This is a genomic window from Halobacteriovorax sp. RZ-2 (assembly GCF_043196685.1).
In the GTDB taxonomy this organism is placed as follows: Bacteria; Bdellovibrionota; Bacteriovoracia; order Bacteriovoracales; family Bacteriovoracaceae; genus Halobacteriovorax_A.
The window spans coordinates 108,466-129,835 of record NZ_JBEBMR010000004.1; the positions used below are offsets into that span (position 1 = coordinate 108,466).

Sequence of the window (21,370 nt, forward strand, 5' to 3'; positions counted from 1 at the left end):
TTAAATCATTTTCTGAGCAATCTTAACTGCTAAGTCCCTTGGGTTTATACCATCAATAGATGCCTCATAAGTTAAAATAATTCTGTGCCCTAAAACAGAAGCCACAACTTTCATCACATCATCTGGTGTAACATAATCACGTTGGGCCATAAATGCGTTAAAGCGTCCTAGTTTCTGTAACCAGATAGCAGCACGAGGTGAAGCTCCAGCTTGAACAAGTCCCTTAAAGTCAGGTGAGAAGTGTTTATCACCTGGCCTTGTTGCTCTTACTATCTTAATGATTAAGTCCTTCATTTTATCATCAACATAAACCTTATCAATTTCTTCACGAATAGAAAGAATGTCATCTGTTGAAAGAATAGAGCTTAAGTCTTGCTTAATATTCTCTAAATCAAGAATTGATTTTTCAGCTTCAAAATCAGGATAATTAACACTTACTTTCATCATAAATCGATCAAGCTGTGCTTCTGGAAGCGGATATGTTCCTTCTTGTTCAATAGGGTTTTGTGTAGCAAGTACAACAAATGGACTTGATAGTTTATGTGTCGAATCACCAATCGTTACTTGCTTTTCTGCCATTGCCTCTAGCAGTGCAGATTGTACCTTGGCCGGAGATCTATTAATCTCATCGGCAAGTAAAAGTTGTGTAAAGATTGGTCCAAACTTCGTCGAAAATTCTTCTTTTTGCTGCGAATAAACCATTGTCCCAACAAGATCAGACGGGAGTAGGTCTGGCGTAAACTGAACCCTTTTAAACGTTAAGTCACAAAGCTTACTCATTGTTGATACAGATAATGTTTTACCTAAACCAGGCATACCTTCAATAAGAAGATGTCCTTCACAGACTAATGCAGCAATAATACTATCTAGCATTTCATCTTGGCCGTAGACAATTCTCTTGGCCCTATCTAAAACACTATTAACCTTCTGTTTTGAATTATCAGTCATTTCTTTCCACCTTATAAGCTAAATATTTTATATAATTTGATTTTGAATCTAGTCGACTAATAGGATGATCGAGACCCTGTATACCTGTATCGATTAACCTAATTGAAAGATTATTCTTTAGAGCACTCTTAGCAACACATTGATCTAATTCATTCATCGAAATATTTTGTGTACATGATGCTGCGGCAAGAATTCCCCCCTTATTAATCATCTTAAATATACGGGTATATAGTTTTTCGTAGCCACTAATCGCGGCCTTCTTATCTTTATAACTTTTACTAAATGCAGGAGGATCACATACGATTACATCATAGCTTGTACCTTCACTTACTTTTTCATCTAAAAACTTAAAGACATCCTTACGCGTAAAAATACCACGATTGCTAAAGTTATTTAGCTCAACATGATTGCCAACCACTTCTGCCATATTTGCTTGGTCGACAAACTCAACCTGCTCCACACCTGCACGTAAGATATGCAGTCCCCACGACCCCACATAAGTAAATAGATCAAGTCCTTTTTTATAGCTTTGCCCTGTTCGCTTTATTAGTTCTTCAAACTTTCTTCGATTTTCACGGTGATCATAATAGTATCCCACCTTTTGCATCATCTCTCTTTTGATCTGATACTTAAAACCAGTTTCTTCAATTTCGATCAGCTCAGGTAATTCATCACTTTCAAAAACAGGAAGTTCTTCGATGTCACGATACTTCTTATTATCGAGAAGTATCACTTCCTTATCGAGAAGCTTTTGCAAATGTGCTTTTATTTCACTTCGAAAAGTGTCCATTCCCGCTGTATTAATTTGCAGAATGACACAGTTTCTATAACCATCAAGAATCAGTCCAGGGAGTCCGTCTTCATCACCATAAATCAAACGAGCATCTTGTCCATAACCTATTTCAGAGCGGTAGTTTATTGCATCTTCGATAGCTTTTGCCACATACTCCCAAGGCTCTAACGATGATTTAAATATTGCAATATTCTTTTTTCGTGTTGAGTTTGGATTAACAAATCCAATATACTTATCTTTTAAATGACTAAAGCTACACCACTCACCTGGACGATGTGAACGAAGTGAATCTTCAATATCATTTTCAGATAAATGAATGACTTTACTTTCAAAGTGAAGTCTAACTTTTTTATTAATTTCTATTTGTCTCATTTATAGGCCTATAATCTTTTTGGCTTGCCCAGTATTGATTTGATAGTTTTGAATTTTCAAATCTAGTTTACCTAGCTCAACCTTCTTATCCCCTGTCACAACATATGACACAGCTTCGATATTACTTGGTAATCCGAAAGTTCCAAATTTTTCATACTCAATCTCAATCTCTTTTATAACAGAGGAAGCTCCTCTTCCTTCTGAAATAGATATCTGAGAGATTACACTCTTTCCTTTTGCCCATGATTTCTTAGAGTAAGAAAATGATGTTTTTGTATGTAGTTGTGGACTACTTGATTCGATCTCTTTAATTTGTCCACTCGAGTATAGCTCAATACTTAAATCAAGTAATTCTGCCTTGTCTTTAACTCTAATATAACGACTATTATTTTTTGGATCTTTCTTAAACGCACTCTGCTCAAGAGGAGTTGTTAAGTTTTTCGCTAACACCAATTCTACATACGGCTTAACTTTTGCAATTAACGTTTGCTTAAGTAAATCAAAGCCTTTCTCCGGCAGCCCCTCGACTCTAATTCTAATATTATTCGGGTAAACCCAGTAGACACGATAGTAGATATCATCGGGCTCTAAGGCCGTGTTTGACCTAACGTATTTTTCTAAGTTTGGCTCACGGATATCAAAGAATAGGTCCTGTATCTGTCCTTCTAATGGAGTATACGTTCTTAACTTGTGATCGTTAAAGATACTACTATTGTTAGAAAAAACAGATGAAACAGAGAGTAATAAAACAACAATTAGAGATAAGTTAAATTTCAGCATAATATGTCCTTTTAACTTATTTTAAAAGGGACATAGACCATTACCAACTAGTTGAAATTATTTCCTTCCAATTGACTTTAGGGAGAATCAAATGCTTCTCTTTCTTATAAATAACTTTACCTGCTGCGCCCTTTACTCCCTTAAGATTTTCTACTTGAGTAAAAATAACAGGTATTTGATCCGCACTAAACTCACTATAATCGGCCAATATTGATGCTACGACACTGTATTTATCGAAATCGAAGCCCTCTAAGTTTTTTGCAATAACGTGAGCACTCTTATCTCCATCAAGGTGAAACCAAATATCTCCTTTAGTCGACCATTTGCTTCGGATATAGTCATTTCCTTTAGTATTTAGGCCAACTGCAATTGAAATATCATTCCATTTGAAAATAGAGTGATCATCCGACTTATTAACTTCAGTACTTTTTTGTGCAACTTTTTTCCAAACAGGTACATTTATTTTTTCTTTAACAAATACGACTTTCTTAGACTCGATTTCTTTAATAACATCCGCAAGGCGCTTTTCTAGAAATTCTTCACCCTTTCTAAGTTTCTTTATCTTCGTGAAAAGTACGTTCTTCTTTTGATAATAATTAAGGCCATAATCAAATTTTGCCTTAAGACTCTTATATTTGAATACGTGTTCACTTAGGTCCAATTCGTCATTGATTAGCTTATTTTCCAACTCATGTCTGACTTGGCAATTTTCTAAATCTTTTTCAATAAACTTCTTTTTTCGCATTAACTTCTTATTATAAGTCGTCTCAGCTTTTTTATTAAATACTTCAGCTTCATCTAATATGAGCTTCTTCTCATTGATGTCTTTCTTATCTAATTGTTTACGTCCAAGTTCGTTGAAAATATCAAAGTAGTCTTCAAACTCAAATAATTGCTTCTTATTTGATTGCCACGGAGAAAAATGTAACTTCTTCCCTTCATTGAAGTACACATACGAGAAAAAGAGCTGACGGCCTTTCCAAAAAAGTAAGAGATTACTCTTGTCATAAAACTTAAAGTTTAAACATTTATCTTTTGCGTCGACTTCAATTTCACTTAAACGTGAATTTCTAATATTAGATCTTAAAAACTCTAAGAATTGATCTCGAGTTATTCGATACTCAGAAGGTATACTTGCAATTGAATCCCAAATTCCACAATGCTCTCCACCTCTTCCTAGTGTGATACAAAGATTTTTACCTCTGAGCCTCAATTGTAGTAGAACAAGTTTTCCAGAGGAAAAGATTTTTTGAATTTTAGGGTTTGTCGACACCCCATTTTCAAATAATTGCGCATTAATTTTATCGACATTTCGCCCTAGCTCTGAGAAATTTAAATTCATGAATAATCCAACAATTTTGTCACAAACACTGAGTAATATTGACTGGAGCAAGATTGCTTCTGAAATTATCACCCATGCAAGGTTTCAAGTTAATAAGAATATTATAGAACATAACCCAAAGATATTCGAATCTGAACAACTAGACGAACATTTTTATGACTTAAATGAGATTATTAAGAAAATTGATGAAACAGGTAATCTTGGTGATTTCTTCTTTAGCAACTTGAGAGATAGTGATGAAAATCACAATACCTTAAATTATATTGCAAAAGGTGGCGTTGCAACACTGGATCAGCTAAATTTCTTAGCTAATACGATTGAGAACCTTTTTTCAACTAAACGTGTATTAAATTTTGGTAATTACCGAGTTTTCTTAGATGAATTAGTTAATAAAACACAGAGACTTAAGCAAAAGTTCATTAATCCCTTTCGCAAGTTTGTGGATGCTGATGGAAGTGTTCACTTAGAAAAGCACCCCGTTATTGCTCCTTTAATTCAAGAACAAATAAGTCTTGAGAGAAGAATTCGTGAAACGATTAACTTTATTTTAAAAGATGAAGATATTTCAAAACGACTTCAAATGGATACCTTTGATATTATCAATGAAAGATTTGTCATTCCCATTAGAAGTGACTCCTATCGAAGTGATTTAGGTAGCATTGTTGCGAGATCATCAACTGGTAACACTCTCTTTGTTGAACCAGTTGCGACGAGAAAAATGTCTAATGAGCTAATTGAGATTAACTCAAAAATTGATTACGCAATTTCTCAGATCTGCAAAGGTTATTGTGACCTGATCAATAATGATCTCACAACAATGCGTGCTGTTTACTCATTCTTTATCGAGCTTGACTATACATATACTTTAGCTAGTTATTCACATACTAAGGATTTCTGCTACCCAGAAGTTAGCCAAGATGGAACGACTAATTTAGTGGACTTCTATCATCCCCTTATTGAAAACTGTGTTCGAAATACGATCGAAGTTGAAAGTAAGATGAGAGGAATTATCATCTCAGGGCCCAACACGGGGGGGAAAACTGTTTCCATTAAAAGTATTGTTATTGCGCACCTATTTTTAAAGCTTGGATTATTTATTCCAGCGCAAAAAGCGAAGCTACAGTACAAAAGCGATGTGTTTTATTTTGATAGTGACTATCAAGACTTAGAAATGGGACTCAGTTCATTTGCCGGTGAAGTTCAAGTTATTCTCTCAATGCTTGAGAATATCCAAAATGATTCACTTATTGCAGCGGATGAAATCTTTAATTCGACATCTTCAGATGAAGCATCATCTCTAGCCTACTCAATTATTAACTATGTTACAAAAGAGCTAGGCTGTGACGTTTTAATTTCAACTCACCATCAGTTGTTAAAAACAAAGATACAAGAGAGCAAGGAATTTATCTCTGCCCATGTAGGCTATGACTTTGATAATAACACTCCTACTTATAAGCTAATTATTGGAACTCCAGGTTCATCAATGGCCCTGGAAATCTTTAATCGTCTAAGTAAGAAACATAATATACCTGCCTTCATATTAGATGATGCAAAAAAGATGCTTGATACAAAATATGTTACTTATGAAAAACTTTTACAAGACCTTTCAAAGAAGCAAGAAAGAATCAATAAAACACTTAAAGAAAATATACAACTTAACCACGAGCTTAAAAATCAAAAGAAATCTCAAGAAGGTATTCTATTTCTCGAGAAACAAAGAGCTTTTGACCAATATGAGAAAGAGATTAAAAAGATTATCAAAGGGCTTAATGATGTCAAAACCAAAAGTCTAAGCAATGAGATCTCTTCACTAAATAAGCAGTATGAAAGGCTAAAACCAAGTCAAGTTGAGAAGCCAAAAGAAGAAAGGCAAGTTGCAACAGAGATTAAAGTGGGTTCACGCTATTTTTGTGATCGCCTAAACTCGACTTGTGTTGTCTCAGAGATTAAGGGTAAGAATTGTGTTGTCGAAGTAAATGGTAAGAAAATTTCTGTACCAAAAGCATCACTCTTTGATCAACAAGGTATTAATAATAAAAAGCCTCAAAAGGCCAAGAAAGTTGAAATTAATGTTTTTAAAACGATCAACTACACGACCGAAGTTAATTGCCGTGGTATGCGCTTAAGTGAATTTCAACAAAAAGTCTTCTCTTGTATCGATGATCTAAGAATGGGCCATATTCCATATTTAATTATTGTTCACGGACATGGTGATGGAACCTTAAAGAAATGGCTTAGGAATGAGCTCAGAAGACAGCGAGATTTAAGTTGGTCACCGGATGAAGGAAATGATGGGGCGACACGTATTGATCTTACTCAATCGACTTAAAGATACGTTCTGACTTTATATTCATCTGCCCAGTATAGCTATCTTGCATCATTGAAAACCAGACGAAAAATGCACGGCCTCTGATATTCTCGAATGGGACAAAACCCCATGCTCGCGAATCAGAAGAGTTATCGCGGTTATCACCCATAACAAAGTAGTGACCTTCAGGAATTTTTGTCAGTGGATAATTAAGCTTATAGATATTATCCATATCTTTTTTCACAACAAATTTTTTGTCCTTCATTGTTGTTTCAAGATAGTCGTAATTATCATTATATTTAGTTGCTATAAGCTTTTCAGCTATTTCCTTACCATTAATATAGATCTTCTTATTCTTAATCTCTATGCTTTCACCAGGTAGGCCAATAACTCGCTTAATATAATTAATTTTTGGATCATTCGGATACTTGAAAACGATAATATCCCCACGCTCAACATCATTTGTTCTTAGCAAATAGAAAGGATTTGAATTAACACCACCTAAGGCAATATTCGAGAAAGGAAGCTTGAGGCCATAGCTAAATTTTTCGACAAGAATAAAATCCCCTATCTCCAAAGTTGGAATCATTGACCCAGACGGAATTCGGTAAGGCTCATAGAAAGAAGATCTGAAAGTGAGAAGAAATAAGATAATTAAAAATGAATCACGGCACATCCTAAGAAAGCTTTTCTTACGACTTGCTATTTTCTCTTCTAATATATCACTCACTTAATTCCTCGGTAGTATTTTGAAATAATCTCTTGTGCCAACTTAGTTGATTTAACATACCACTTTTCGTAGTTGATAATCATAATACACACAGAGATACCCTTATCGTCTAAATTCTTTTTAGGTTTAGCATAAGAAGTAAACCAATCCCTTTTACCGAATGGAAAGCCACCAGTAATTGAACCTGTTTTACCACCAATCTCAAGCTTATTAGAGATACGTCGGCTCATATATCTTCTAAATGTTCTTCTGGCCGTACCACGCTTAATCGTCCCCTGCATTAACTCAGAGAGCTCCTTTGCTGTCTCTAGACCGATGACTTGTTCTTTGCGAACTTCATTTTCCCAAACCGTCTGGTTCTGTTCATCAACAAGATCAGTTGCGAGGCGAGGGTATTGAAGAACTCCCCCATTGGCCACAACACTAGATAAAACGGCACAGTGAACAGGCGAAATTTGCGTACGTTTATTAAAGCCTGAAGCGATCTCGGCCATGGCATAGTCTGTTTGTGGTATTTCAAAAGTAGACTTAGCTAAATCAATCTCTTCCATTAAGCTATCATTAAAACCAAGTCTTTTGGCCATATCCTCAAGCTCTTCTGGAGTTGTATTATTAATTGCGGCCTTCCCAAAGATAACATTATTAGAATAAGCAAAAGCCTTATCAAATGATGTCGTTCTCTGCCAGCGAGATTTCTTATTTTTTAGCTGGTACTTGTAAAGTGTCGTTCCACGCCCGCGATACTTAAATTTGTCGTGAATATCAAAATCTTCATTATTAATTAAATCTGCACTCGTTACAATTTTAAATACACTTGCAGCAGGATGTGTTCCAGTAAACGGTAGAAGGTAGTCAAAAACCTTTCCTTGACGTGTGAATCCAATACTAACAAGGAGATTACCGTTATTGTTATCCATAACAACGACTGCTGCCTTGTCTGGACGATAGTAGCGAAGACGCTTTCTTACAAAGCTTTCTAACTTAGGATCTGTTGAATAATTTACCTTATAAAATTTTGAATTATGCGAAATCGTTTGCTTGAATGGAGTTTTAGGATCTAAAAGTTGGCTCGAAAGGTAGTGCCTCAATTGTTGATTATCGATGACACTTGCCTTTGGCTGAACTTCTATTTTCTTTTGCTCGTCTTTTCCAACTAAAAAATATCCTATTAAGGCGAGCGGAGCTAAAACTAATAAATACTTATACAAAAACCTATACTTGAACACCTTTATAGCCCTTACCAATCACAAAGAACTCCTTACTAACCGAACGAGTTGATTTCGGCTTAAGGAAATGGAATTCTTTAAAAATACTTCTTTGTGATTTTAGAAAGACTTGTGCCTCATGGCCATCAAATACTTTAATAACGAAGTTACCATCTTTTCTTAAGAAGACATCTAAATGTGCAAAAACTTGTTCAATTAAATTTAAACTTCTAAGTTGATCAACAGAGCGAACACCAGTTGTATTAGGGGCCATATCAGAAATAACGACATCAAATTTACGATCGAAATCAAGCTCTTCAACTGTCGTTACATCGAAAATAGACTTCTCAAATAACCTGACGTTCTTAACTCCTAAAAGCTTCTTATTGACCGGCTTAATATCAATACCTACCGCAAAACCCTCAGGCCCTATCTTCTTGCTTGTATACTGCATCCAAGAACCAGGAAAGTAGCCAAGATCGAGTACATTATTACCCTTTTCGATAACCTTATACTTCTTATCAATCTCTTCTAACTTGTAAATAGAGCGGGCCAGGAAGTTTTCTTTCTTGGCCTTATTGTAATAATAATCTTTAACTTTAAACGTCATTAACTAAACCTTATATGTAATATTAGACTAACATTATTCAAAAAACTGAAAAAGTCGATTTTTGTAAGTACACGACATTTTTCTTACATCTGAGCTCGAAAAAAAAATTTCTTTTGTGAAAAAACTTATTGACTCAGGTTTTTTACTAACATTATTAACAGAGTTATCCACACTTGACCATAATGCTTGGTTATTTTTCATTAAATTAACTTTTACTAATGAAATGCCTTATTTTCAACACTTTACCCTTCATGTTGCGATGTGATGACAGGTTTTGACAGGTTGCAAGTAAACTTACCAACAAAAAATACCAACTTATCCACATATGCACATTTCAAAGTGCTTTTAAAGCTTGTCAATAATATTTTTCGAATAAATGAAGTAAGATTTTGGGGGATGAATTTCCCTTATGCTCAAAGCACAATAATAGTTATTTCAATAAGGTAGAAGAGGATTACTCGGAAGTAACCATAAATTCTAGTTCATCACTACTTGCCAAAATTGCACCATACTCTTCCCCGTCATCATATGTAAATGAACTAGCAATCAGCTTGATACTACTATCAGCTGGATCGACAAATACAAATGGATGGGAAGTGGCTGCGTCTTTGCGCATTTTGTACGAATCAGAAAACTCTTCAAACAATTGTCTTGTTATATGAGACTTAAACAGATGAAACTCCCTTTCATCGTTAACGTTAATTTAATTATAGTTTAAATCTCATATAAATAAATAAATTTAAGTCCTAGGGTTTTAGTCAATTGCTCCAATCGTTCTAAGTAGGATCTTAACTCGACCTTCAAAGTGTGAGTCTAGCAGACAAATAATAATATAGACTGCATAGATCATATTCCTAGAGCTTCTAAGGCCTCTAATCTTTTGAAAGATCACTTCAATAAGCAGGACACTAAAGAAAGCTAAGAGCCATAGTATCGAGAAGTCCTGAAAGGTTCTCGAGCTAAATAGCAGATCAATTAAAAGTAAGCAGAGAATTGAGATTGCGACCTTAATTGAAGAGTCATGTGAGATATTTAGAATCTTATGCTTTTCACTGCGAGTTTGGGCAAGAATCTTATACATAAAAATAACAAGGCCAAAGAGCGAAAGCACAAAGAACGACTTACGTGAAACGAGTCTAGATATTTCTGAAGAAATAATATTTACACTCTCAATCATACCGACCGAGATCGTGCTAGTAGACAAGAAGAAAAGAGATATCGATAAGAAAACTCCAAGTAACGTGTACTTAAAAAACTGTCTCTTATACCAAGCAGTTTCTTCTTTAAAAAAGACGAAATGGATCAATAGTAGCTGAACTACTAACAGGATAATATTGGATTTATCAATAACTGTCCCCCACGCACCTAAAAGGCCAATAAAAAGCCCTGAGCGGTACGTAGAGCTCTTTGTCGACCAAAGAGTAGACCATACCCATACCACTGAGAAAGTCGTTAAAAGGGTAAAACCGTAATTATTAGCTAGTATCTTTGAAAATGACCACGAGGAAACTAAAGCAAAGACACCTAGTAGTGACAATCTTCTTGAAACAAAATTTCGAAGAAGCGCATAGAATGTCATTAGGAATAACGACATCGTCACATAGTAGAAGTGAATCGACCAAGAGAGGTTTAAGAGCTTTGGATACTTACTAAATGGAATATAGTTAATTGATATAAAATTCCAGAATGCTCCAGACACTCTTTCACTTGGATCAAAGAATAGTCTTAAAGAACTAGTTGAAAACAAGTTCGGTAGTTGTGGTAATGAAGTAAAGAACATGACGACTGTTAAGAAGAGTACCGTTTTTTCAAACTTATCAAGATAGCGATACTCGTGAAAGTTCGTTGATACAGACTCTTTAATAATCTTTCCTCTTGTTGGCCAAGAGTAAAACAGCCCCATTACAATCCACGTCACCCAGAAAATATTGTAACTCCACTTATGTGGCAGCAGGCTTAGAAGATTGAAGTATATCGCCATGAAGAACATCCCCATGAAAAGTCGATACACGACTCTATCGATTGATGAGTTTACTTTAAAATAGATCTTTAATCGGTGATCAATTTCTTTTCCAAGTAAGAACCACTGGGAAACAATAAACATTGAAAAGAAGATCATTGCGATGATTTGCCAAATCGGTGCGAGATTAACTTCTTTTTGTAGGTAGATTGGTAATAATAAGAATGTAAAATATGTAACTAGTCGAAATAACAAGAATTTTGTCTTTTCAATGTAAATATCCGACTTTTTTTCTAAAGTTTTCACAATAATACCCGATAAATTTAGTACAAAATCCCAATCCCAAAAAAATTACTTTCTCGAAAAGTACCCGCCCACAAGGCGGGTTTTTTATTTTCAGGGATTTACCCATTATAGCCCCTAAAACATCAAATGACGAAGGGGCCCTGCCTAGAAAATTATTCCACTAATGATGCGACGGAAAAAAAACCTCAAGTGTGATAAAATCTGAGTTGGAGACAAGTGTGAAAAGGATTTTCACATTTAAAATCAGGAGGATTTTTGTCGATAGCAATGGGCTCCATTAACACAGGACTTCCTAAGGATATTGTTCAGCAAATTATGAAGGCGGAACGTATTCCAATCCAAAATATGGAAGTACGTAAGGGTAAAGTCGCTGACAAGAAAGCTCTTGTTCAGGAACTTACATCCCTTGTTGAAGGAATGCGCGGAACCCTCCTCCAAAACGGTAGTGCTAGATCACTTAGAGAACTGAGTGTCATTGGTAATGATGATATCGTTGGAATCACAGCAGACAAAAACGTTGCGGAACCTGCAACATACCAATTTGAAGTAAAACAACTTGCGCAAAAATCATCGGCCATGACAAGTGGCTTTGCCGATCCTGAAGAAAGTTATATCGGCGTAGGCTTTATTCAATACTCACTACCAAGCGGTGATACAAAAGAAATATATATCGATGCAGATAATGCATCTCTAAAATCAGTCGCCAAGCTAATTAATAGGGATGAGGAATCAGGACTTAGGGCCAGTGTTATTAATGATGGCTCAGAGTCAGATACACCTTGGCGTCTTATCCTCTCACTTAAAGACACAGGCGATATTAATAAAGCAGACTTCCCACACTTCTACTTCGTAGATGGTGAACAAGATTTTTATATAGAGTTTGAAAGAGAGGCCCAAGATGCAGTTGTTGCACTTGATGGCTTTGAAATTGAACTACCAGAGAATAAAGCTGCTGAGCTAATTCCAGGTGTAACGCTAGATCTTAAGAAAGCGAAGCCAGGTGATGAATTCACAATCAACATTAGTGAAGATGCTGGGAAAATTGGAGAAAAAGTAAAGTCACTAATTGATCAAATAAATGGTGTCTTCACTTTTATTAAGCAACAAAACACAATGGATGAAACAACAGATACATCAAGAACACTTGGTGGGGATATCCTCCTACAGTCCATTGAATCAAGATTAAGAAATGCCATATTTAAAGATATTCCACTAAAAGATGGTAGCACTTCTCGTATTGGAGAACTAGGTATTCAGTTTACAAGAGAAGGTTTACTTGAGTTTGATCAAAAGAAATTTCAAACCGTGATGGAAAAAGATTATGACCATATCGCTGAAGTACTAACTGGTCGATATGAAGACGGAACAAAAACTAATGGGTTCATCGACAACCTTAAGGAGACTGTTGGGCAACTTCTTCAGTTTCCAAACGGACTACTCTCTTCAAGAAAGAGATCACTAGAAAATAATATTGAAACAATTGATAGAAGGATTGCTCAAAGAGAGAACATGCTTCAACAAAAAGAGAAGAACTTAAAAGATAAATTTTCACGCTTAGAAGGAACCATGTCTAGGATTCGCTCTCAAGGTGCTGGCCTTGGCGGACCTCAGCCAATGGGGTAATTAAGGAGAAGTAAATGAGTTACGGTTTAGGAGCCTACAAACAAACATCTGTTAAAACAGCGAGTAAAGAACAAATCTTACTTATGCTTTATCAAGCTGCAATTAAGAACTGTAAAAGGTCAATTGAAGCTATCGAAAAGAAAGATATTGCAGGTAAAGGACAATATATAGGAAAGCTTCAAGATATTATTATTGAACTTAATAGCAGTCTAGATTTTGAAGTTGGTGGAGATGTAGCAAAAGAGCTTTCTTCATTATATGACTTTATGCTGTTTTCAAGTACACAAGCAAATATCAAGATTGATAAAGAGCCATTAAAAGGGGTACTAGAAGTCCTAACGACTCTTTATGAAGGATGGCAAGAAGCTGTTAAACAATTAAGAGTTGAGCAGAAGGCCAAATAATGGCGAGCATGGAGATCTTTGACAAGATCACTAGACATCTTGACCTCATGGGACTTCTTGTTAACTCAACGAAGTCCATGATTACTTCATGTCATAATGGCCGTTATGACCTAGTCGAACATATTTCAGAGAATAGAGAAAGATTGATTAATATCATTCGCCTACTCCAAGATGAGATAGAAAGTGAGCTACAAAATAATAAGGCCGTTTATCCACAGGAAGATATGGATATCTTCAAGGCATGGATTGGTGATGTTACAGAACTAGTTCAACAAAACCAAAGACTCGATGAGGAGTGCTTAAACCTCTTAGCTGAAGCAAAAGAGTCAACTACTAAAGAGATCTCAACAGTATTCAAAAAGCGTCAACAATTCCAGGGATACAACCTGAACAATGTAAAGAACAGGTAATACTAGACCAGTTTGCCCCCTTAATCGAAATTATAGTATAATGTGGTGGAGCTCTAGGATAGAGCTTCACTTATATAAAAGACCATTGGGCCTTAGGACGAGGAAATTATGGAATTAGTAAAAGAATCAGCACAAGCAATTCCTGCGAAATCACTTTCTTTTTTAGATATTCATTCTTATGAGATTAAGCAATCTCGTAGTAATTTGAAAGTACCCGTTATTAACGGAGTACATCTTCATTCGAATTATCATCCAGCAAAAGAAGCTAAGAAGTTAATCGCCAACATTGAACATCAGCTTAAAGAAAATAAGAATTTATTAATATTAGGTTTAGGATTTGCCTACCATGTTTATGAAGCCTGTAAACTTTTGGAAACTTACCATGGTCAAGATTACAAAGTTATTGTGATTGAACCCAATGAACAAACGTATACAGAGTGTATCAAAAATAACCTTTTCCCTAATAAGAATATTGAAGTCTATGCGACAGATTATGTTGCTAGCATTTACAAAGAAAAGAATGTTGCTTCATTTCTATCACAGAGGCCAACAATTCTTACGCATGCACCATCTTTTTCACTCTACAATACTTTCTATAAAGCATTCTTAGACTTTGAAGCGAGTATCAAGATTAGTGACTGCATTGAGCATATCAAGTCGAGTGAACTAAAATCTCTTTTATACAATGCTGATCAAGATAAGAGTATTGATCAACATATTGAGAGTGCAATTTATCAAACAAACCAATTTAAAAATAAAAATGATTTTTTACTCCTAGCATTTGATGCAGTTATCAAGCAAGGATAAGAGGAATAGATGAAAGATATACTTATTATCAATTTCAAAAGACATGGTGACATTTTTCAAATGGGAAGACTTATTTCTTCTATCAAGAATAATAACCCTGATGCCAATATCACTGTTTTAATTAATAAAGAATTTGAAAAATCAGCGGAACTTCTTAACGGTGTAAAGAATATTATCACCTTAGATAGAAAGAAGATTGTAAGTTACAAGAAGAATAAAATCTATTCAAATGGCTTTGCTCTTGATGAGTTTGGAAAAACAATTAAAGAGATCAATAAAAGTTGGAACTTAGTAATTAACTACTCTAACGACCGTATCTCAACAAGCCTTGCATCATACCTAAACAAAGAATTCAAAGGTATTCAGTTCGATTTAAATTGCAATGTTAAGTACTCAAATGAATGGGCCGTCGTTTTCAACGATGTTTTAACGCAACAAAAATATGCACCACTCAACTTTAATGACTGTTATCACAAGATGGTGGGAATTGAAGAAAATAATTCATTCAACGCTCTACATGTATCAAATGAATACAATAAGGTTTGTCACCAAAACTTTTTAAAGATGAGAAAGGCAGAAGGAAAAGTTGATCCTAAACTAGTTGCAGTTCAACTTACTGCCTCAAACATTAATAAAATGATTGAGAGACAAGAGCTAATCAACTTAATAAATAAACTAAATAATAAAGAAGATACTATTCCACTACTCGTTATTGCACCAACGTCTGATGAGAGATCATATGCGAATAAGATCAACTCTGAATTGGAGCAAAAGGCCGTTACAATTGAAGCTCAATTCAGTGCTCTACCTTCAGTGTTAATTAATTGTGACCTTTTAATTACGCCAGATACGGCCATCAAGCATATGGCCGACATCTTAGATGTTCCAACAATTGAGCTTTCAATGGGACCATCTCCATTTTTAAAGCAAGGATCAACTAATCAAGAGAGTATCATTATCACGCCAAGAGTGAAGGATCGTGACTTTCCTTATGGCCCAAGTGCACATACAGAGAAGCAAGTTAGAAATAATGAAATTATCAAATCAGATGATATCGTTTACGCACTAGATAAATTCTTTCTAAACAAAGATGTTCAGAAGCTAGAAAACTCTGATATTTCAATCTATCAAGTTAGACAAGATGAACTAGGTGCATTCTATAAGAATATAGAAGGCCGTATGGATACTGAAATTGAACTAGAAAGGTATCTTTCAAGAGACTTCTTGTATCGAAAAATCGAAAGAAAATCATTATCAGGACATGGAATTGTCGAAAGTGACTTAAATTTTACTTCAAGCTGGCTAGAACAAGCACAGGGGGAGCTAATCAACTCTTCAAGACATGTATTAGCAGCAATCAAAGCAACACTGGCACAAGATACAGTGAAGCTACAACAAAAACTAACAGAAATAACTTCATACATGGGACACACATCAGATTACTGTGCACTACCATTCTTATTTTATAGAGCAAAAATTAATAATATCGAGAACCCGACTCTACCTGAAGTTGAGCATATTTTAATCGCATTAAAAAATGACTTACAAATACAATTTGAACAAATCAAAGAGGTTTCAAATCTAATCAGAGAAAGTCGCAGTAGATTACGTCAAGAATCTACAAAGGAATTATTAAATGAATCAAGATCGTAACACTTTAAAGACAGAATTCTTTAAAGAACTTGAAAGAATACAAGAGAAACAAGTTAAAAGAGAAAACTTGAGTGAAGATGATATGTCATTTTTATATCTATGCTCTGTTTTAGAAGAGGAATAGGAGAAATCTATGAACGCCTTAAAAAATGAAGCAGATACAAAGAAGACTATTGCTCTAATTCAAACGACAAGAATTGGTGACCTTCTTCAAACATCTCATGCGGTTAAGCTACTTAGAGAGAATCATCCCGACTATAGGATTATCTTAGTTGCTCGCAAAAAATTCGCCTCACCGATTATGTTCTTACTAGAGAAAGTTTTTGATGAAGTTATTTCTATTGAGCACAAATCAGCAATGGTAGGCGCTGAAAATGTTAGAGAGGCCCTATCAAACCTTAAAAAACAACTCAAACAAATCAATGACCAGAACATTGAAGTTTCGATAAACCTCGCATTCTCAAAGTCTGCGACCTATCTTCATTCATTAATAGATTCAAAGAATAAAGTCGGCCCTCACTTTAATGAGCTACACGAAAGAGTCATTACAGATAGATGGTCACAGTATCTTTACTCAACTGTTATGAGAGGAGATTTAAATCCTTATAATTTAGTGGATCTATTCTCATCGATTATTGGCACAACAAAGAAGCTTACCCACTTAAGCAACAAAGAGTTTTCAAATGAAAAAAAAACCAATTTATTAATTCATCCATTTGCCTCTAATGAAAAGAAAATGTGGAAGGCAAATCGCTGGGTTGAGGTAATTTACCAAACACTTAAAAAGAACGATCAAGTTAAGGTTTATATTTGTGGCGCCAACCAAGATCAGAAATCAACGGATGAAATTTTAAATTCAGAACTCATTAGGCCATATAAGAACAGAATTGAAGCTTGGATTGGGCTAGACCTAAAAGAGCTATATTCTAAAGTTGATAATTCTTTTCTATTTGTTGGCCATGACTCAATGATTGGAAACTTACTAAGCTTCAAAAACATAAAGACATTAACAATTTCTCTAGGAACAGTTAGGCCTCATGAAACAACGCCATACGCCCTAGATAATTATAATCTTGCTCCAAAGACAGAATGTGCACCTTGTTTCCCTAAAGATGAATGTAGGGAATACAAATGTCACAATGATGTTCCGTACAACATCACTCATCAATGTATTGGGCAATTATTAAACAATAACAGAATCAATATCGAGGAACTAAACAACTCATGTTCCTCTTTATCTCTTAGCAGAGTAAAGCTTTACCAATCAGACATGCTTGATAACGGCGATTTAGTCATCAATGAATTACTACATAAGGAACAAGATGCAAAAGAAGTTATGCGAAATTTCTATCACATTGCGTGGACTAGCATTTTTACTGAAGTTAACACTAGCATGGATATCCCTTCTTTTAATCTTCAAGCTAAAGCACAACTAAGTTCACACATCAAAGGAATCGAGACTCTTTACGAGTTATCAGAATTTGGAAAGAAGTACTCAAGATATATTATCGAAGAGATTAGCAAGAACACTCCTAGCTTAGAAGAAATTAAAAAATTCTCGGCAAAGCTAGATGAAATTGACCGTTTAAGCGATCTTGTCGCAACTTCATATCCCCTACTATCTCCAGTAATTGATTTTGCAAAAGTTGCTAAGAACAACCTACAAGGAAGTAATCTCGTTAGTTTATCAGAGGCAGCATTCTACACATATAATGAAATATCACTTATGTGCAGTGTCCTCTACGAGTTCTTCGAAAAATGCTCACTCATTAACAAGGCCAAGCAAGAGGCAAGGGAAAATATATGATCACTTTAGAACTAGGAAACGATAGCTTTTCTTTGGATGGAAATTCAATTTCCCTGAGACAGGCCATCACAGCAATCGAAACAGATGGTATTTCGACAAATGAATCAATCACAGGTGTCGTCATTGAAGGTAAGACGTTTCCAATTAATGAAGTTGGTGAATTGTTAGACTACACACTAGAAGAGTTAGGATACCCAAGCCTACAAATTAAGAACTCATATGAATTAGCTTTTGAAGCACTCGAAGATTGTAATCGATATATTAGCGAGTTAATTGATAAGATCTTAATTACTACAGATGAATTCAATAAAGGTAATATCGATCAGGCCAATCTCTTCTTTGCCGATCTAATTGAGCTACTCGATCTTTACGTTCACTTAATCACAAGAATTCATGCGACTGCAAGAAAGGCCAACAAAGAATATTTTGCGGATAAAGAAGTTATTAAGAATCTTGAAATCCACCTATTTTCAGTGATTAAAGCGCTAATACCAGCTCGTGAAAACAATGATATTGTGATGCTTTCTGACTTGCTAGAGTATGAACTAATAGATAATCTTAAACAGTGGAAAATCAAAGCAATACCACTCATTCAAGAGTCGAAAATAAATTTCTAAATATCTATACTGATAAGGCTGTCTTGGAGTCTACCTTTCAAGACAGTCATTTTAAGACGACTTCAAAAAAAAACTCGCAGCTACAAATCACAAAAATCAATAACTCAGAAATTGAATTAAAACTAAATAGTAAGAAATTCGTTCTATTGAATTCGCAAGATTTCATACTTGATAAACTTCGTGATTCCAAAGAACTTATTTCACAAATTGATAAAGAGTATCAATTTAAAAAGAAAGATAATATTCGTTCATTTCTTAAATATTTAACGACCGCAGAAGGTTTAAACGGCTTTAGTTCAACTCAGATGTTGATCCATCAAAAAGGTACAACCAATATTTATTCAATCACCTACAAGAACGATGAATATTATGAAACCTATCAAGAGCCTACCTTTTTCAATACCCTCTTTGCCAAAGTGAGAAAGAGTAAAAATAAATCCTTTGATCAAAAGGAATTACTAAATAAAGACATTCAACTTGATGGACACTTCTTGGCCAAAGAGCTTTCTTTTCGTGACTACAACTTAATTATACTTTTATCACGTAACGATCTATTCCCCATTGCTGAAACGGATCGATCTATCTTTAATGACCTAATTATCAAATCTATTCCCAAGTTATTTAATATTATTACAATTGAGAGTAGCAGACAGTCTAAATTAGAAAGTGATCGTATCTTATCAAATTTTCCTATCGATTCATTCATAATCGAAGAGGACGATGTTAAGATTAATCAAATTGGAATTGAAGACCACCAACAAGATACAAGTTCCCTGCACCATGAAAGGATCTTGCTTATGGGTGAACTATTAAACACCTTGAGACACGAGCTTAGTAATCCCCTGTTTGGGATCGATCTGTCTCATAATTTACTTATTGATCAAACGAGTGATTTTGACGTCAAAGATACACTCTCTCATATTTCAAATAGTGTGAAACGATCACAAGCAATTATTCAAGAGTTTTCAAACCTCTATAAAGACGACGAAGAATTCACTTCAATTTCTTTAAAGAATTTAATTTCGGAAACTATAATTTTAACTAAATCTGAATCGCGTTCTCACAAAGTAAATTTCAACATGGAGAATGATATTGAAATCATGTCGAATGGAACACTACTTAGCCAAGTAATATTTAATCTACTTATCAACAGCTCCCAGGCCCTAAGTGAGAACAAAGTAGAAAATTCAAAAATAGACATTCTCGTTAACGAGTCACCAAAACATATTCTTATCGATATAATAGATAATGGACCTGGAGTACCTGATTCTTTAAAGAATAATATCTTTAATCCATTCTTTACAACAAAAGAGACGGGAACAGGACTCGGCCTAGCAATTTGTAAAAATTTAACAAAGAAAATTAATAGTGATATTTCACTAATTAATAGCAGTGAAGGTGCGCACTTTCAAATTAGCGTCCCTAAGGTACACAATGAAAATCCTAGTCGTTGAAGATGAGCTACTAATTCAAAAAACTATTGTCACATTACTAAAGCGAAAAGGCGTAGATGTCATGTCTACAGCAAGTGGGAAAGAGGCAATTGAACTTATCAAAGCAAATAATTATGATCGAATTATTTGCGATTTAATGCTTCAAGATATTACTGGTTTTGATATAATAGAAGAATCCAAAACAAAGTATAATGAAGCTGAAATATCAAACATCTTCTACATAATTACAGCTTACAGCTCAGAACAAATTGTAGAACGTGCTTCACTATATGGATGTAAGGTAATTCAAAAACCTTTTGATGATATCAATAACTTTATCAATGAAGTTACAGTAGAGGAATAAATGGCATTAGCAAACAAAGTAGCAATTATCTTAAAGCCTAAAGTAGTTTCAGAGTTTACGACAGTATTACCAAATCTAACTAATTGGCTTAAGAGAAGAAAAGTTGATGTATTCTTCGAAAAATCACAAGAAGCAAGAATCTTAAAAATCTTTAAAAACTGTAAGTCTGAAGATTTCAACTTCATTAATAGAGACGAGATTTCTAACAAATGCAAAATCCTTATCACTCTTGGTGGCGATGGTACTCTTATAGGAGCAGCAAGAACTAAAGATATAAAAAAGTTAAATATCTTTGGTATTAACATGGGAAATCTAGGTTTTATTGCTGAGTTTGCTAAACATGACTTCTACGACGGGCTTGAGATGGCCCTTAAAGGAAAGCTCAAAACTCGAAAAGTCCAAATGTATCAAGCTGAGATTACAAGACCAGGACAAAAGAAAATAAAACTTAACTTTTTAAATGATGCCGTGATTACAAAATCAGGTATTTCGCGAATGTTTAATCTCGAACTAGAAGCCAATGGTGAAAGTATTTACAACTTGGCCGGTGATGGCCTCATCGTCAGTACACCAATTGGATCAACAGCGTACTCCTTAGCAGCAAATGGACCAATTCTACATCCTAGCGTAAAGGGTGTTGTCCTCACACCAATTTGCCCACATGCCCTCACACATAGGCCAATGGTACTGCCTGATAATGAAACCTTAAGTATTATAATTCCACGTGGACAAGAAGATATCTACTTAACGATTGATGGCCAAAAAGAATTTAAGCTAGAACCAAAAGATGAAATTCAAATAAAGAAGTCTAGAAGCAGTCATGTAAACTTCTATATTAATGAAGAAAGAAATTACTTTAGAACGTTAAAAGAGAAATTTAAATACGGCCGCCGCTAAT

21 protein-coding genes are annotated in these 21,370 nt (G+C 34.8%); 12 read left to right on the forward strand and 9 right to left on the reverse strand.

What is annotated here, in order from left to right; all coding sequences use genetic code 11:
- The 4 genes from ABMA78_RS14845 to ABMA78_RS14860 are packed head-to-tail and all read right to left on the reverse strand — an operon-like array spanning position 1 to position 4,235.
- Entirely contained in the window at positions 1 to 948 is a 948-nt protein-coding gene (locus tag ABMA78_RS14845) for an AAA family ATPase (protein ID WP_392861179.1), read from the reverse strand.
- Positions 941 to 2,113: a class I SAM-dependent rRNA methyltransferase gene (locus ABMA78_RS14850; RefSeq protein ID WP_392861181.1), complete on the reverse strand. Its 1,173-nt coding sequence runs from the start codon at positions 2,111 to 2,113 to the stop codon at positions 941 to 943. The genes ABMA78_RS14845 and ABMA78_RS14850 overlap by 8 nt, the downstream gene beginning before the upstream one ends.
- Positions 2,114 to 2,893: a hypothetical protein gene (locus ABMA78_RS14855; protein ID WP_392861183.1), complete on the reverse strand. Its 780-nt coding sequence runs from the start codon at positions 2,891 to 2,893 to the stop codon at positions 2,114 to 2,116.
- Positions 2,894 to 2,933: 40 nt separating this feature from the next.
- On the reverse strand, positions 2,934 to 4,235 hold the full coding sequence (locus tag ABMA78_RS14860; protein ID WP_392861184.1) for a hypothetical protein: 1,302 nt from the start codon (positions 4,233 to 4,235) through the stop codon (positions 2,934 to 2,936).
- Between ABMA78_RS14860 and ABMA78_RS14865 the strand changes: the two genes are divergently transcribed.
- Positions 4,234 to 6,564 (forward strand): Smr/MutS family protein, encoded by a 2,331-nt coding sequence (locus ABMA78_RS14865; RefSeq protein ID WP_392861186.1) that lies wholly within the window; start codon positions 4,234 to 4,236, stop codon positions 6,562 to 6,564. The genes ABMA78_RS14860 and ABMA78_RS14865 overlap by 2 nt on opposite strands.
- Here the strand turns inward: ABMA78_RS14865 and lepB are convergent.
- The 5 genes from lepB to ABMA78_RS14890 all read right to left on the reverse strand — a co-directional run bounded on the left by lepB (position 6,548) and on the right by ABMA78_RS14890 (position 11,354).
- The gene (gene lepB, locus ABMA78_RS14870; RefSeq protein ID WP_392861188.1) at positions 6,548 to 7,273 is read right to left on the reverse strand and encodes a signal peptidase I; all 726 of its coding nucleotides are present in this window, start codon (positions 7,271 to 7,273) and stop codon (positions 6,548 to 6,550) included. The two genes, ABMA78_RS14865 and lepB, sit on opposite strands and share 17 nt — an antisense overlap.
- Positions 7,270 to 8,481: a penicillin-binding transpeptidase domain-containing protein gene (locus tag ABMA78_RS14875; RefSeq protein ID WP_392861190.1), complete on the reverse strand. Its 1,212-nt coding sequence runs from the start codon at positions 8,479 to 8,481 to the stop codon at positions 7,270 to 7,272. Before ABMA78_RS14875 ends, lepB begins: the two co-directional genes overlap by 4 nt.
- Before the next feature lie 4 nt (positions 8,482 to 8,485).
- The gene (locus tag ABMA78_RS14880) at positions 8,486 to 9,088 is read right to left on the reverse strand and encodes an SAM-dependent methyltransferase (protein WP_392861191.1); all 603 of its coding nucleotides are present in this window, start codon (positions 9,086 to 9,088) and stop codon (positions 8,486 to 8,488) included.
- 454 nt (positions 9,089 to 9,542) lie between these two features.
- Positions 9,543 to 9,704, reverse strand: a complete 162-nt coding sequence (locus ABMA78_RS14885) for a hypothetical protein (protein WP_392861192.1) — start codon at positions 9,702 to 9,704, stop codon at positions 9,543 to 9,545.
- Between the two features lie 138 nt (positions 9,705 to 9,842).
- Positions 9,843 to 11,354, reverse strand: a complete 1,512-nt coding sequence (locus ABMA78_RS14890) for a hypothetical protein (RefSeq protein WP_392861194.1) — start codon at positions 11,352 to 11,354, stop codon at positions 9,843 to 9,845.
- Positions 11,355 to 11,609: 255 nt separating this feature from the next.
- Here ABMA78_RS14890 and fliD point away from each other — a divergent pair, with 255 nt between their 5' ends.
- From fliD to ABMA78_RS14945, 11 genes are all read left to right on the forward strand, one after another.
- Entirely contained in the window at positions 11,610 to 12,977 is a 1,368-nt protein-coding gene (fliD, locus tag ABMA78_RS14895) for a flagellar filament capping protein FliD (protein ID WP_392861196.1), read from the forward strand.
- A gap of 14 nt (positions 12,978 to 12,991) precedes the next feature.
- A complete protein-coding gene (fliS, locus tag ABMA78_RS14900; RefSeq protein ID WP_392861197.1) occupies positions 12,992 to 13,381 on the forward strand; it encodes a flagellar export chaperone FliS in 390 nt (129 codons plus the stop codon).
- On the forward strand, positions 13,381 to 13,791 hold the full coding sequence (locus ABMA78_RS14905) for a hypothetical protein (RefSeq protein ID WP_392861199.1): 411 nt from the start codon (positions 13,381 to 13,383) through the stop codon (positions 13,789 to 13,791). Before fliS ends, ABMA78_RS14905 begins: the two co-directional genes overlap by 1 nt.
- A 108-nt stretch (positions 13,792 to 13,899) precedes the next feature.
- On the forward strand, positions 13,900 to 14,598 hold the full coding sequence (locus ABMA78_RS14910; protein WP_392861201.1) for a hypothetical protein: 699 nt from the start codon (positions 13,900 to 13,902) through the stop codon (positions 14,596 to 14,598).
- Between the two features lie 9 nt (positions 14,599 to 14,607).
- Positions 14,608 to 16,251 (forward strand): glycosyltransferase family 9 protein, encoded by a 1,644-nt coding sequence (locus ABMA78_RS14915; protein ID WP_392861203.1) that lies wholly within the window; start codon positions 14,608 to 14,610, stop codon positions 16,249 to 16,251.
- On the forward strand, positions 16,235 to 16,375 hold the full coding sequence (locus ABMA78_RS14920; RefSeq protein ID WP_392861205.1) for a hypothetical protein: 141 nt from the start codon (positions 16,235 to 16,237) through the stop codon (positions 16,373 to 16,375). Before ABMA78_RS14915 ends, ABMA78_RS14920 begins: the two co-directional genes overlap by 17 nt.
- Positions 16,376 to 16,384: 9 nt before the next feature.
- Positions 16,385 to 18,058 carry a glycosyltransferase family 9 protein gene (locus ABMA78_RS14925; RefSeq protein ID WP_392861207.1) on the forward strand — a complete coding sequence of 558 codons (1,674 nt, stop codon included), beginning with the start codon at positions 16,385 to 16,387 and terminating at the stop codon, positions 18,056 to 18,058.
- Positions 18,055 to 18,675: a hypothetical protein gene (locus ABMA78_RS14930; protein WP_392861209.1), complete on the forward strand. Its 621-nt coding sequence runs from the start codon at positions 18,055 to 18,057 to the stop codon at positions 18,673 to 18,675. The genes ABMA78_RS14925 and ABMA78_RS14930 overlap by 4 nt, the downstream gene beginning before the upstream one ends.
- Positions 18,624 to 20,129, forward strand: coding sequence for a sensor histidine kinase (locus ABMA78_RS14935; protein ID WP_392861211.1), 1,506 nt, complete (start codon positions 18,624 to 18,626; stop codon positions 20,127 to 20,129). The genes ABMA78_RS14930 and ABMA78_RS14935 overlap by 52 nt, the downstream gene beginning before the upstream one ends.
- Positions 20,110 to 20,472, forward strand: a complete 363-nt coding sequence (locus ABMA78_RS14940; protein WP_392861212.1) for a response regulator — start codon at positions 20,110 to 20,112, stop codon at positions 20,470 to 20,472. The genes ABMA78_RS14935 and ABMA78_RS14940 overlap by 20 nt, the downstream gene beginning before the upstream one ends.
- Positions 20,473 to 21,369 (forward strand): NAD(+)/NADH kinase, encoded by an 897-nt coding sequence (locus tag ABMA78_RS14945; protein ID WP_392861213.1) that lies wholly within the window; start codon positions 20,473 to 20,475, stop codon positions 21,367 to 21,369.
- Position 21,370: the final 1 nt, after the last annotated feature.

What these genes read in the sequence shown, in the direction of transcription:
- ABMA78_RS14845 (WP_392861179.1), bottom strand. Translation starts at nt 948, where the DNA reads ATGACTGATAATTCAAAACAGAAGGTTAATAGTGTTTTAGATAGGGCC.
- ABMA78_RS14850 (WP_392861181.1), bottom strand. Translation starts at nt 2,113, where the DNA reads ATGAGACAAATAGAAATTAATAAAAAAGTTAGACTTCACTTTGAAAGT.
- ABMA78_RS14855 (WP_392861183.1), bottom strand. Translation starts at nt 2,893, where the DNA reads ATGCTGAAATTTAACTTATCTCTAATTGTTGTTTTATTACTCTCTGTT.
- ABMA78_RS14865 (WP_392861186.1), top strand. Translation starts at nt 4,234, where the DNA reads ATGAATAATCCAACAATTTTGTCACAAACACTGAGTAATATTGACTGG.
- ABMA78_RS14860 (WP_392861184.1), bottom strand. Translation starts at nt 4,235, where the DNA reads ATGAATTTAAATTTCTCAGAGCTAGGGCGAAATGTCGATAAAATTAAT.
- ABMA78_RS14880 (WP_392861191.1), bottom strand. Translation starts at nt 9,088, where the DNA reads ATGACGTTTAAAGTTAAAGATTATTATTACAATAAGGCCAAGAAAGAA.
- ABMA78_RS14885 (WP_392861192.1), bottom strand. Translation starts at nt 9,704, where the DNA reads ATGCGCAAAGACGCAGCCACTTCCCATCCATTTGTATTTGTCGATCCA.
- fliS (WP_392861197.1), top strand. Translation starts at nt 12,992, where the DNA reads ATGAGTTACGGTTTAGGAGCCTACAAACAAACATCTGTTAAAACAGCG.
- ABMA78_RS14905 (WP_392861199.1), top strand. Translation starts at nt 13,381, where the DNA reads ATGGCGAGCATGGAGATCTTTGACAAGATCACTAGACATCTTGACCTC.
- ABMA78_RS14910 (WP_392861201.1), top strand. Translation starts at nt 13,900, where the DNA reads ATGGAATTAGTAAAAGAATCAGCACAAGCAATTCCTGCGAAATCACTT.
- ABMA78_RS14915 (WP_392861203.1), top strand. Translation starts at nt 14,608, where the DNA reads ATGAAAGATATACTTATTATCAATTTCAAAAGACATGGTGACATTTTT.
- ABMA78_RS14920 (WP_392861205.1), top strand. Translation starts at nt 16,235, where the DNA reads ATGAATCAAGATCGTAACACTTTAAAGACAGAATTCTTTAAAGAACTT.
- ABMA78_RS14925 (WP_392861207.1), top strand. Translation starts at nt 16,385, where the DNA reads ATGAACGCCTTAAAAAATGAAGCAGATACAAAGAAGACTATTGCTCTA.
- ABMA78_RS14930 (WP_392861209.1), top strand. Translation starts at nt 18,055, where the DNA reads ATGATCACTTTAGAACTAGGAAACGATAGCTTTTCTTTGGATGGAAAT.
- ABMA78_RS14940 (WP_392861212.1), top strand. Translation starts at nt 20,110, where the DNA reads ATGAAAATCCTAGTCGTTGAAGATGAGCTACTAATTCAAAAAACTATT.
- ABMA78_RS14945 (WP_392861213.1), top strand. Translation starts at nt 20,473, where the DNA reads ATGGCATTAGCAAACAAAGTAGCAATTATCTTAAAGCCTAAAGTAGTT.